The sequence below is a fragment of the Microcoleus sp. CAWBG27 genome, from assembly GCF_020883145.1.
In the GTDB taxonomy this organism is placed as follows: Bacteria; Cyanobacteriota; Cyanobacteriia; order Cyanobacteriales; family Microcoleaceae; genus Microcoleus.
The window spans coordinates 50,386-63,096 of record NZ_JAHREU010000047.1 but is presented as its reverse complement, the minus strand read 5'-3'; the positions used below and the strand labels follow the sequence as shown (position 1 = coordinate 63,096).

The window sequence follows — 12,711 nt, the reverse complement described above, 5'->3', positions numbered from 1 at the left end:
GCAGTAGTATATTGTAGGATGATTTGTCTTGTGAAATAGTCTTTGGCGTCATGTATCCTATTTTATAACACTTTTTTTACTCTGCTTACTTTTTTCTCTCCTACCCCGAATTATTGAGCGGATACAACAAAACTTTGACGGATAATGTAGTTAGCGGCGTTATACAAATTTTTGGATTTAAAGGCTAGTACATCAATTTCAATAAAACGGTGTTCGGTGGATTTAATGATGTGTCTCTCTGCTAGTTGCATTTAGACTCTCCATTTTTTAACGATCGCTATAATTCTCGTTTGTTGACTTTCTGACTATATGATACTATCATTGGTTACTATTGCTTACAAACTTAATGAAGTTTTATAATACCATTTACTTAAGACCGCCCTAGGGGTAAAACTATATAAAAAATAGATACAGAGATTGCTTCGTTCCTCGCAATGACCATTTTAACTAAACCGTATTTAATTATAGGTTAAATTATTTTTCCTCTCTGGAAATAGGTAAGGTGCGCTGCGCGCACCTACCGTTTGAGTTCTTGCAATTAGTCCTAGATATTGCAGCAGCCAGAAGGCATTTGTCACAATCTGACTGAGGACTTATGACTGATGATTAATCAGTCGTACTAACGTGGTCGATGCGCTCTAATTGCCAGAGAATTTGGTTGCCCTCGCGGCGCACGCGAGAAACTACCCAGTTGCGCCAAACCCAGTTGTCTCCACGGCTGGTGACAGCGCTGGCATTTACATCCATCAAATCAGCCAGTTCAGAACTGGTAATCAAGTAGCCTTTGGTGGCAACTTCGTCAGCTATGTGCAACGTCTCGATCAGGTTGCGGAGTTCCTGAACCCTCACCTCGCGGGGTAAGTTCTCCAGGGTATCGGCAGTTGAATCCATCATGGTAGAGTTGGAGATCTCAAGGTCAGAAGTTATGACATAGGATTCTATCGTTTTGTTACCAGTTGTGTCCGTTTCTTCCAAAACAATTGGGTTTTCAATGTCTAGCGGCGATGACCCAGACTCATCTGTTGTTGGTCGATGCTGTTGCAGGGCGGGAGTGCGATTGTGAGAGAAGCTGCGGGCGATTTCATCGCACCTGTCGTTGTAGAAGTCGCCGGAGTGGCCGCGGACGTGTTCCCACTTGATTTGTCGGGAATTCAGCTTGTCTAGCAGGTGCCAAAGGTCTTGGTTGACGACATCTTTGCCTGTTGAGGTTTTCCAGCCTTTGTTTTTCCAGCCTTGAATCCATTTGGTGATGCCGTTTTTAACGTATTCGCTGTCGGTGTAAACGGTGACTGGTTCGGTTTGACCGGAATTGGCAAAAAATTCGAGTGCAGCGACGGCTGCCTGCATTTCCATGCGGTTGTTGGTAGTTTGGGGGTCTCGCCCGCCTAGTTCGTGACATTTGCCGTCGGCGAAGCAGATGACTGCACCCCAACCGCCGGGGCCTGGATTGCCGGAACAAGCGCCGTCTGTGTACAAGCTTTTGATTGTGGGAGTTGTCATGGGCTAATTAATTTGTAATTTACGATTATTTTGTGCGCGGGTGCGATAATTGAGGGAAATTGCGATCGACTGTAGCTGCCCATGAAAAATGTCAACTTAAAGATTAAAAAGGTCGGGCTATTTATTTGTCCGTTTTCTTTGTTAATTTTTAATACTTTCGCGCAGGCGCAAACAGTTGTGCCTGCTGCTGACGGTACTGGCACTGCTGTCATCCGCAATGGTAACCGCTACGATATTAACGGTGGCATTTTGTCGGGAGACGGGGCGAATCTTTTTCACAGTTTTGGGCAGTTCGGCTTGAATGAAGGTCAAGTTGCTAATTTTCTGACTAATTCGGCTATTCAAAATATATTAGCTCGCATTGCTGGTGGGAACCCTTCGCTAATTAATGGTTTAATTACGGTCACGGGTGGCAATTCTAATCTGTTTTTAATTAATCCTGCGGGGATTGTGTTTGGCCCGAACGCGAGTTTGAATGTGCCTGGTGCTTTTACTGCGACTACTGCTAATAATGTGGGTTTTGGTTCTAATTGGTTTAATGCGGCAGGTACAAATAATTTTAGTGCCTTAGTTGGTGCGCCAAATGCTTTTTATTTTGGGGCGAATCAACCGGGAAGTATTGTTAATGCTGGCAATTTGGCTGTGACTCCGGGCCAAAGTTTGGCTTTGCTGGGCGGTACGGTTGTGAGTACGGGGCAGTTGTCGGCACCGGGCGGACAAATTACTGTTGTTGCTGTTCCGGGCGAGAATGTTTTGCGGATCGGTCAACGGGGGCTTTTGTTGAATTTGGAAATCCCAACGGGTGCTAATTTTCAGAATTATCAACAAAGTTTGAATCCTGTTTCTTTGCCGCAGTTGCTGACAGGTTCTGGCCAAAATCAGGCGACGGGTGTTGCTGTTGCTGCTGATGGTAGCGTGCAGCTTGTGGACTCTGGTTTGCAGGTGAATTCTGGGGATGTGGCAATTGCTGCTGGGACTACAGCAGATTTCAGCGTGGAGGGCGGGCACGGGGGCACCGCCCCTACGGAAACCGGCTTGTCTGTACTTCCGCAGGTGAATGCCGGAAGTGCGACTGTTTCGGCTGCGGGAAATCTGACGTTAGCGGGGGCTAGGCTGCAAACTGCGGGGGATTTGAATTTGCTGGCACGGGATGCGGTGCGGGTTCGCGATCGCGCGCTGAGTCCTTTTTTGGCACGGGCTGGGGGGAATTTAGAGATTAGGGCCGATCGCGCGATCGACATTCTCACCTTAAACGCCACGGGCGGCTTGTCTCTTCCCCCGCAATTTCAAAGCGGCGGCAATTTGAGTTTAGTCAGCAACGGTGTCATTTCTGGGGATGCTCACTTTGCTTCGAGGGGCAATTTTTTGGTGCGGAATCTGTCGGGAAGGCCGGGAAATTTTGTCAGTTTATTTGACCCGATTATTAGTTCCGAAGGTGATGTTTTATTGGGAGATTATACTGGGGTTTCGCTGAAAGTCGAGGCGAGGGGCAGCATTGTTGCGGAGGATATTACAATTACCGGCCCGGATTTTGCATTGCGGACTGAAAATGCGACTTCAGATCCAGATATTGCTATTTTAACTAGCAGTCCAGCCTTAATTCTCCGGGCGGGAGTAGCAAGTTTGGCAAATCCGGTGAGTATTTCTCCTGACAGTGTAGATGATGATAGTATTTTCACTTCGACGCCAATTTTAAGTGGCAGAACTTTGATTTCTGTGGAAAACATTTCCGCAGGCGGGCCAGTGATTTTGTCGGCGGCGCAAGAGGTGGTAACTAGAGATATTAATGGCGGTCAAATTAATCTCGAAAGCAGGGAAGGGGCTGTGATAGTTGGAGGCAGATTAACGTCTGCTTCGACGATTAATATTCAGGCTGCTAACAATATTAATTTGACAAATGACATCGTTCCGGCTGATATCAACGGCAATATTACTCTGAATTCGACTGGGGGCAATATAGTAACTCGCGCGATCGACACTGGGAATACTGGGGCGATCGCACTTACAGCATCCGGCAATGTCAATTTTGGGAATTTGCGGGGTTCTCAAGTTAATGTTACCAGCAACTCCGGCGCTCTGGGAGTGTTGAACGATCCCAATACAATCGTCCCGAATACTACACCTGCCAGCGTTACAGCAACCGAGAATGTCACCTTGGCAGCTCCTGGGGACTTAAACGTGGGGAACCTCACGGGTGCGACTGTTGGAGCCACCAGCCGCACCGGAAGTGTCGCTACGGGTGCGATCGACTCTACGGGAGATGTCAGAGTTGTAGCAGGACAGCAAATCAGTACAGCGCCAATAACCGTTAATGCGATCGCAGCAAATCCAGTTAATCCAGTTAATCCTACTACTCCCACAGTCAATCTGGACGCGAACACTAATATTAATGTCGCATCGGTTAATGCTCCCACTGCCACCGTTGCTTTGAGAGCAACCAACAACTTAACTGCCGGAAATTTGCAGGGCGGAGTCGTGGATGTTTCCAGCACCACGGGGAATATTACAACTGCGAATACTGCGTCAACAGGAAATATCAATATCAGAACTCCTGGCAATGTAAGTTCAGGAAATTTGCAAGGTGTCGGAGTTAATGTTGCCAGCAATTCGGGAACTGTTGCCACTGGTAATACCAGCGCTACAGCTAATGTAGATTTGACAGCTTCTGGCAATTTAAATGCCGGGAATTTGCAGGGAGTTGGGATTAATCTTAACAGCACTACCGGAAATGTCACCGCTGGCAATCTCACCGCTGGCGAACAAGTTACGATTTCGGCGGGGCAGCAAATTCAAACCGGAACAGTTAATATTACTCGCCCTACTACACAGCCAGTTAATCCCCTGTCGGCGGTAACTCTCAATGCTCAAAATAATATTAGCGCGATCGGGATAAATGCTCCGGCTGCGAGCATTGTTTCGAGAACACCGACTAATTTTACTGCGGGAAATTTGCAAGGGAGTGCAGTTGATGTTAATAGCGGTGGCAATATTGCGATCGGCAATACTTTGTCAACTGGTAATATCAATTTAGAAGCAGCCGGAAACGTGACTGCGGGTAATTTGCAGGGAGTTGGAATTGATTTAACTAGCCGTAGGGGAAATGTCACTACTGGTAATATCAATGCTGCGGAAGTTGTGGAAATTTTAGCGGGAAGGCAAATCAGAACCGGGGCAATAAATGTTAATCCTGCGGTTGTCGATCGCACTTCTAGAGTAAATCTTAACGCTCAAAATGATATTAGCATTCGATCTGTTAATGCTCCCGGCGGTACGGTGAATGTAGAGACTCCGGGTTTGGTGCGAGTGACGGGTACTTTTGACCAAAACGGTACTCCTGTGAGTATCTCGACTATTGGTGGCACTCAGCCTGGTACAGTGAGGATCGCCCACGGCGGCGGTGATGTCAATCCGCCGACGCCTTTTGCAGTGGGAAATGCGACGACTAACGGCACTGCTGGGGCGATCGCGAGCAATACTTCTGGTACGATTAGTCAAGGGCAATCTTTCATAAATTCTTACACTCAGGGCAATAGTGCGATCGTCACTACCAACCAACCAATTAATCCCGACAATCCCGACAATCCGAATAATCCGAATAATCCGAATAATCCCAACAATCCTAACAATCCCAACAATCCTAACAATCCCAGTAATCCACTCAATCCGAATAATCCAATAAATCCGAATAATCCACTAAATCCAAATAATCCACTGAATCCCAGTAATCCACTCAATCCGAATAATCCGAATAATCCGAATAATCCACTCAATCCAATCGATCGCAATAACCCAAATTCCTTACCACCATCGCTAATCGATAGATTTCCCTTAGATAAATCGCGATCGATTTTTCCCGAGCCCAACCAACCCTTAAATCCCGAACAGCTACGGAACCAAAACAGAATATCGCGATATTTAGGAAAACCGGATGAAAGGATGCTACCGGAAAGAATGCAATCTCCCAGAGGACTCAGAAATTTCATCGGTGGAAATCCCAGAGAACCAATTTTTGGGGCAGCATTTCGCAGTGACATCGGCAGGAACTTTGATGCAGGGAAACTATCAGCAGCTTTACCTCTGCTGGAAAAATCTTTTGGTCAAGAATTTGAGGAATATTTCGGGCTTAACATCAGCAAGGATTTACTATCGGTAGACGACATCAAGAAAAAATTAGTATCGGTGGGCGCCGAAACGAAAACGAAACCCAGCTTAATTTATCTGTTTTCGCGATCGGAAAAATTAGATTTAATGTTAGTAGATTCTTGCGGTGCAGTGGTTCACAAAACTGTGCCGGAAGCGCACCGCGAAGAATTGCTGAAAGTTGTAACTGTGTTTAGAAATGAGATTACTAATCCAGCCAGGCGTAATACTACGAGTTATCTACCATCTGCCCAACAGCTTTATAAGTGGATGGTGGAGCCTTTGGAGGAGCATTTGAAGAAGTGCGAAACTGATACTATTTCTTTTGTAGTCGATCGCGGTTTGAGAGGTATGCCCTTTGCTGCTTTGCACGACGGAAAGCAATTTTTGATCGAAAAGTACAATCTCAGCCTGATGCCCAGCATTAATTTAACAGATACTCGCTACGTGGATATCAGGAAATCTGAAGTTTTAGCAATGGGTGCATCGGAATTTTCGGAGTTGAATCCGTTGCCAGCGGTTCCTGCCGAAATAGCGGCTATTTCGCGAGAATGGCCGGGAATTAGTTTTCTGAATGAGGGTTTCACTTTCGAGAATTTGAAGCAACAGCATGAAAGCCGACCTTTTGGGATTATTCACTTAGCTACTCACGGCGAATTTCGTCCGGGACTGCCGAATAATTCTTTTATTCAGTTGTGGGATAGTCGGTTAAGACTGAATCAATTGCGTAATTTGGGATTGAATAATCCGCAGGTAAATCTATTAGTTTTAAGTGCTTGTCGGACTGCCGTGGGTGATGACAGTGCGGAGTTAGGTTTTGGGGGTTTGGCGCTGCAAGCGGGGGTAAAAACGGCTTTGGGGAGTTTGTGGTATGTTTCGGATGAGGGTACTTTGGGATTGATGGCTGAGTTTTATCAGCAGTTAAAGATTGCCCCAATTAAGGCGGCGGCGCTGCGAGAAGCGCAAATTGCGATGTTGCGGGGAGATGTGCGTTTGGAGGGCGGCAAGTTGCGGGGTTCGAGTCGGGGTGAGGGAGTGGAGTTGCCGCAATCTTTGCAAGGGTTTGCAGATTTGAAGTTGTCGCATCCTTATTATTGGTCGGCTTTTGTAATGATTGGGAGTCCGTGGTAAAGCCGGATTAAAAATTAATGAAAAGTATAAATTTGCACCTGACAATCATAATTAATTGATTAATTAATCAATTAATTAATTGACAAAATGTCAGAAGTAGAGTAAGATCGAAAATTAGATATAGCGGTTCTCAGAAAGATGAGGTACGTTGTTGGGCTTCAGCCCTCTTAGTGTAACTGGTTATATAACCTGTCAGTCATACCTCACCTTTTTGAGAAAGGCTATAGCTAATTCTAATAGATTAGATACACAATGACAATCCCCAAAGTCATAAATTCATCATAAGTAGATAGTTAAATTCAACGAAAAATAATATTGTTTAGTGGGTTAATTAAGATCGAATGAGTGACGTAGCTGAACAAAAATCAAGTAGCAGTCGAATTTCTTGGATTGACAACTTAAGAGCTTTTGGTATGTTATCGATCGTCTTAGTGCATACAGGGCGTCTAGATAGTGCACTTGATTTATATGTGGCTTCATTTTGTATGCCTTTGTTTTTCTTTATTTCAGGACTTTTTGTAAAAGAGTCTATCCGACAACAGACATTTATTGATTATGTAAAAACAAGGGTTCAACGCTTACTAATTCCTTATTTATTCTTCAGTATTTTTAGCTATTCTCTGTGGTTTTTTGTAATAGGAAAGATAAAGGGAGATGTGTTGCCTGCGAATCCAGTTTTACATTTTTTTAGTAATATTATATACGGTGTAGGTGGTGGGGAATGGCTAGATTTTAATATTACTCTCTGGTTTTTCCCATGTTTGTTTGTCACGGAATTACTCTTCTTTTTCTTGATTCGTTTACCATCTCATAAAACCCTAGGATTAGCGCTGTTTGGTTTATCTGTTATTGGCTATTTTTTATTTAAAGTTGTCTGGATCGACAACTTTAGACTGCCATTTGGCGCTGACATTGCTTTAACAGCAGTAGTTTTCTATGGCGTAGGCTACTTAGTTAAACCTTATATTTTGAATGAGAGCTTTAAAGTCTGGTATCAGTGGCCAATGTTGCTACTGGGAACGTTAGCTTATATCGTGTTTTCAAATCTCAATGAGGAAAGTGCTTTTATTATTGGAAATTTTGGTAAGAACTATTTCTATTTTTACTTGGCTGCACTGTCGGGAATATTATTTTGGGCGCAGATTTCTCGATTGACTAAGCCGAATAAGCTTTTCACAGAAATCGGCAAAAATACTCTGGTGATCTTTCCGTTGCATCTGTTGCTATTTCCATTTTTTACAGGTGTTTTAGTCTTTGTATTTAAAGTGCCTAAAAGTTCCCTAGACCACTCAAATATTGTTGCCTTAGCTTACACGATATTATCTGTATTGATCCTGATTCCTATCGCTTGGGGTTTGAATCTCTATGTGCCATTTTTACTGGGCTACAACCCTCATAAAAAAAGGGTCAATCAGTAAATTGTCGCACTTATGCAGAAGGTATTTATGCTGAAATTAATAAAAGAAAGGGTGGAAGTAATTAAGAAATTGTTAACTATCTTAGATGTTGCGATAGTATGGGATATCGATCTTTTGACCTAGTTTTTCGGTTTGGTGCGCCACCAAGTGATGCCGGGTACAAAAAGGGCGATCGCACAACTCAAGACAAACTACGATAGAAATGGATGCCACAAGATTCAAGGCGCAGGAGGTGATGGTTTGGGACTGTCTCGAAGAGTTTGTCTGTACCGCTGGATGCTACAATCCCACCTGCGACTAAACCGAAGCCGATCGCCTGTACTGTGCTTTCCCTGTAAGAATTGCTATCTTGTCAAGCCTTCAAATCTGAAAACCAAATAGAAACCTCAGCATCTGGATTTTCGGGTAGCCGAGTCCATCCAGTTGATTGGGCAAATCTCTGCTTGACTAGCGCCAGTTGATTTTCATTTTTCTCCAAAGCATTGGAGACAACAAGTATGACTCTCAAATCTTGCGCTGTTGTAATTTTACTCTTAGCTTCTTCACCGTCAACTATTGGGAGTGAGAGGATTCTGTGTCTCATTTCCAGCCACGAACCAAAACGCAATTCATCGGTATCTTTAGTTAAAACGACAACATCTTTAGGTGATTTAACGGCAGAGTTTATCTGAGTAACTACCGATTTAACATTCCTTTTTGACAAGATATCGACATAGAGAAAATTCTCTGTTGTTACGTAATTTTTCCGCAAAATTATAGCCTCAGCCCAATCAACTATATAATTGAGCGGGGGCAGCAATACAAAGAATACCAATACAACAGACAATACAATTTTTGACAGTATAGATTTTTCATGATTTGAAATCCAGTAAATGTAGTAAGAAATCACAAAGAAGACAGTAAGTATAAAGAAAGGATTGCTGTAACGACCGATGCCTGCCATTAATAGATTGATTCCAGTTTTATAAGATATATATGCAATGAATATAAAAGGAATCGTTGTAATGCAGCCCCAAAGAATAATAAGTTTTTTATTGTATATATTTTTGCGAGCAGACTCTGCAACAAACCAAAAAGCTGCTAAGGTTCCTGCCAGACCTACAAATATTTTAAAAGTTTCTGCTTTCCGTGAAATATCTAAGGTAAATAACTGTTTAAGAATAGTGCTTGTAAACGTCAACAGCCTACCTTGAGTAAAAATTTCTGAATTGAATAGACCTAAACCTGGAGCTCCTATTAAACTCAATAAAAAACGCATTCCTCTTGTAGAAGGCGATGCCACAGGAATAGCAGCTTCAAATTGGTCTATAGCACTATTGACTCCAGAAAGTGCATGGTGAATAGCGCTCAGACCAATTACTGGCAAAAGGGTGAATGCCGTACAAACTGCTAACAGGATAAAACGGTTTTTCAAGGTATATTGTTTGCTGAAAAACCATAAAAATACAGCTAGATAGGCGAGCATTCCTAGAGAAACTAAAAAAGCAGAGTATTTTAACCAGTAAATTCCTCCTAAAAGTAGACCTAGTAGAGCTGCATGAACTAGAAAGCGACTGTCAAATTTATTCCCTGAGTCTAAAATTGAGCACAGATACATTGCGTACAGTAATACCCAAGGCATGACTGCCCAAGGAATCACATCTCCTGCTGTACAAACCAATAATGAGCCAATTTCTATATAATAGATAGATAACAGGACAGCTATAATTATTTTGATTTTCTGGTCAGAGGTGAGAGTATCTATTACCTTTATCCACCCCAGACCGCCTGAAACAAACAAAAAGTATGCGGTTGTTCTGACTGCGATTCCTAAAGGCAATCCGAGGGCGATTAAAGGTAAAAATGCGAAGGTGACGCCGGGAGCGTGCCAGACTATCCAGGTTTGTATATCTTGAGAGATATCTTTTTGATTTACTGTGACAACTGAGTTGATCAAACTAGATCCTCCGCTCAACCACTGGTTGATTCCTTTGATTTGAGGGATTGGATCGAACTCTATTTGGTAAGGAAATACTGAGGCGATCGCAAAAAAGACAGTGACTATAAATAGAAATATTAAATATGGCGCTAATTGCTGATAGCGAGAATTTTTTAAATTCATATTACAGTTTTAATTGCGTGAAAAACAAACTATAAGTCACCTTTGCAAAAACTGGCGAAAAATGTGATATTTCTTAATAGTTATGAAAATTTTGGCTGGTAGGTATGTTCGCCAGCAAGAGGTGGGAGTGTTGGGTGGGGCGATCGCGCGTATGTTCGCTATTAGTCTGTGCGATCGACCTTTTGACCTATTTTTTCGGTTTGGTGCACCACCAGGTGATGCTGGCTGCGAAAAGGGCGATCGCGCAACTCAACAAAAAGGAGAATGCAAATCGTTTAAATGCACAAAACTCGGCACGTAACGCATCACGAGTCATGGGTAATTGGCAATCTCGCATAGACTTAGCCCGATTTGTTCCCAATACCTCAATATTCTATTTTATAGGAAAGTGTGATTAAACTATTGGTTTCTGCCAGACATAGAACGCATCTACTGTACACAATTCCTCATCTGAATACTGGCTTAATTCGCTTCTAATGTCGCTAGTCAAGTCTTGTTCCGAACCGTAAGATTCTAGAAACTCCTCGAACCCTTTAGCTTCTTGTTCAAAAAGCGATCGCCACTGAGACAGCCGCCACTCATTTAAATACGAGCTCGGTTCGATAGAATCGCTGGTTGATGCGCGCAGATGCGCCCAGAAAGGCAGCGGAAAACCAGTAAAAGCACGGAGGTCGTGATGTCCGCTATTTGAGGTATATAAATGAATGCCGATGTACAAGACTCCCCCGGGTCGCAGCGATTGAACCGCGTGTTGTAGGGCTATTTTGGGGTCGCTCAAATGCTCGAAAGTTGACCAAGAAACTACGATATCATAAGCTTCTGGCTTGGGAGTTGCTTGGCAGATATCTCCTTGCATAAAAGTAGGGTTGGGCAACTTGCTAATTCCGAGTGCTTTTTGCCAAGCAAGCTGTTTTGTACGATCGACTAATAGCAGTTTGCGTCCCAGAGTTTTCGCCAATCGCCCGAAGCCATTCTCTTGGAACATTCGCAGATAACTTCCCACATCGAAACCGCAAGGAATCACATCGAGGTCGATCGCAGTGACTTGATTGTTAATGCCGAAATAGCGAGCGCGTTCCATCTGCTGTCCGCCGCCTATTTCGAGGATGTCGAGTTGGCGAACGGGTTTTCCGAGGGCTTGAGAAATCCGCTGTTCGTCTCGGTGAATGCGTTCTAGGGCTACAGCTACGGCATCATCGGTTTTGGTTCGCTCGCGCAGTGCGTGTACCACCTCTCTAAAGGCGTTAATTACTCCAAAATTTGCATAGGTTTGGAGATTGTACGGTGCTGACATCAAGATTTTCTCCTATAATCAATCAGATTTCGACTTCACCCAGTGTAGCTCGCTGTCGATCGCATTCGGGGAAATCTGGAAAGAGCGATCGAGTTTTTTTAGTTACTGTTTGAGTTAGAGCAAATTTTCACTCAGGCGGTTGCGGCAAAGTCGGAATTTTGCCCGCAATTGTTGTGAGCAAAGCAAACTTCCAGCTCTCTGGAATCGACCTCCAGGTAATTATTCGCTACCCTTTTCTGCTGCTTGCGATCGATATGTACTTGCCAAATTTTGTCAATACTATTAAACTTAAAATCTTGAATCATCCGCTCAAATTTAGAATGGGTTTTATGCAGGTTCACATAACTTGTGAAGGAACGATAAGGATTCATTTTCAACTTGGGATGCTGCGGGTCGAATTCCCGAGGATGTAGGTAAACTAATGCTGGTTTTCCTTGATTGTTGAGTTGCTCGATTCCAGCAGCAATCGCAGAATAGGGTGCGAGGCGAAAGTAACCGCCTCCAAACAAATAGACTTTTTTATTGAAGACTGTAGTGGGAGTTACGGGAATTTCCAGAATTTTGTTTCCTTGGCTAGTGGTAAGCCATGCTGCGTCTCCCGAGAATCCCGGTAAACCGCCGTGATTTCGGTTCATGGGAAATATCGAAGCATCATACTGCAAACCTAATTCTACCAGAATATCTAAGGCCCACAGAGATGAATTGGCGATCGAAAAACCAGGCGCGCGATATCCCAAAATCGGTCGCGAAGTAATCCTTTCCAACACATCCAGAGAGCGAGCTACATCTCGGCGAAACTCGTTGGGAGTTAAATTGTAAATTAGTTCGTGGCTGTACCCATGAGTAGCAATTTCATGACCTTGCTTTGCGATTTCTCGGACTAAATCTGGAAAATATTCTGCCACCCATCCCAGAACAAAAAATGTTCCTTTGGTATCATGTTTGTGGAGTAAATCCAAAATAACCTGCGTGTTTTTGGCAACTGTACTTTCGAGTTTGTGCCAGTCTTCGATGCTGGGGATTGAATCAACATCTAAAATATGAAACCAATCTTCGATGTCGATTGTTAGGACATTTTCTACAGGAGTGTTGGGGATATTTTCTAATGGGTGTAACATCTTATTTTT

General features: G+C 43.5%; 7 protein-coding genes and 1 pseudogene. 3 read left to right on the top strand and 5 right to left on the bottom strand.

Annotated elements, in window-relative coordinates; genetic code table 11:
- Nucleotides 1-125 precede the first annotated feature (125 nt).
- Both QZ938_RS33120 and rnhA read right to left on the bottom strand, forming a co-directional pair.
- Nucleotides 126-251 (bottom strand): annotated as a pseudogene (locus QZ938_RS33120) (RNA-guided endonuclease TnpB family protein); the annotation flags it as partial.
- 355 nt (nucleotides 252-606) lie between these two features.
- Nucleotides 607-1,500 carry a ribonuclease HI gene (gene rnhA / locus QZ938_RS22700; RefSeq protein ID WP_293353436.1) on the bottom strand — a complete coding sequence of 298 codons (894 nt, stop codon included), beginning with the start codon at nucleotides 1,498-1,500 and terminating at the stop codon, nucleotides 607-609.
- A gap of 81 nt (nucleotides 1,501-1,581) precedes the next feature.
- On the opposite strand from rnhA, the gene QZ938_RS22695 reads away from it, so the two are divergent.
- The gene (locus QZ938_RS22695) at nucleotides 1,582-6,771 is read left to right on the top strand and encodes a CHAT domain-containing protein (RefSeq protein WP_293353438.1); all 5,190 of its coding nucleotides are present in this window, start codon (nucleotides 1,582-1,584) and stop codon (nucleotides 6,769-6,771) included.
- 341 nt (nucleotides 6,772-7,112) lie between these two features.
- A complete protein-coding gene (locus QZ938_RS22690; RefSeq protein WP_293353440.1) occupies nucleotides 7,113-8,189 on the top strand; it encodes an acyltransferase family protein in 1,077 nt (358 codons plus the stop codon).
- 352 nt (nucleotides 8,190-8,541) lie between these two features.
- Here QZ938_RS22690 and QZ938_RS22685 read toward each other — a convergent pair whose 3' ends face one another.
- Complete coding sequence (locus tag QZ938_RS22685) at nucleotides 8,542-10,290, bottom strand: hypothetical protein (RefSeq protein ID WP_293353442.1); 1,749 nt, start codon at nucleotides 10,288-10,290, stop codon at nucleotides 8,542-8,544.
- Between the two features lie 82 nt (nucleotides 10,291-10,372).
- Here QZ938_RS22685 and QZ938_RS22680 point away from each other — a divergent pair, with 82 nt between their 5' ends.
- Nucleotides 10,373-10,591, top strand: coding sequence for a hypothetical protein (locus QZ938_RS22680; RefSeq protein ID WP_293353444.1), 219 nt, complete (start codon nucleotides 10,373-10,375; stop codon nucleotides 10,589-10,591).
- A 93-nt stretch (nucleotides 10,592-10,684) separates the two neighbouring features.
- Here QZ938_RS22680 and QZ938_RS22675 read toward each other — a convergent pair whose 3' ends face one another.
- Both QZ938_RS22675 and QZ938_RS22670 read right to left on the bottom strand, forming a co-directional pair.
- On the bottom strand, nucleotides 10,685-11,584 hold the full coding sequence (locus tag QZ938_RS22675; protein ID WP_293353446.1) for a bifunctional 2-polyprenyl-6-hydroxyphenol methylase/3-demethylubiquinol 3-O-methyltransferase UbiG: 900 nt from the start codon (nucleotides 11,582-11,584) through the stop codon (nucleotides 10,685-10,687).
- Nucleotides 11,585-11,715: 131 nt separating this feature from the next.
- A complete protein-coding gene (locus QZ938_RS22670) occupies nucleotides 11,716-12,702 on the bottom strand; it encodes an XrtA system polysaccharide deacetylase (protein ID WP_293353447.1) in 987 nt (328 codons plus the stop codon).
- Between the last annotated feature and the right edge of the window lie 9 nt (nucleotides 12,703-12,711).

Bases quoted from the DNA above. Each gene is read 5' to 3' on its own strand.
- rnhA (WP_293353436.1), bottom strand. From the start codon at position 1,500: ATGACAACTCCCACAATCAAAAGCTTGTACACAGACGGCGCTTGTTCC.
- QZ938_RS22695 (WP_293353438.1), top strand. From the start codon at position 1,582: ATGAAAAATGTCAACTTAAAGATTAAAAAGGTCGGGCTATTTATTTGT.
- QZ938_RS22690 (WP_293353440.1), top strand. From the start codon at position 7,113: ATGAGTGACGTAGCTGAACAAAAATCAAGTAGCAGTCGAATTTCTTGG.
- QZ938_RS22685 (WP_293353442.1), bottom strand. From the start codon at position 10,290: ATGAATTTAAAAAATTCTCGCTATCAGCAATTAGCGCCATATTTAATA.
- QZ938_RS22680 (WP_293353444.1), top strand. From the start codon at position 10,373: ATGAAAATTTTGGCTGGTAGGTATGTTCGCCAGCAAGAGGTGGGAGTG.
- QZ938_RS22675 (WP_293353446.1), bottom strand. From the start codon at position 11,584: ATGTCAGCACCGTACAATCTCCAAACCTATGCAAATTTTGGAGTAATT.
- QZ938_RS22670 (WP_293353447.1), bottom strand. From the start codon at position 12,702: ATGTTACACCCATTAGAAAATATCCCCAACACTCCTGTAGAAAATGTC.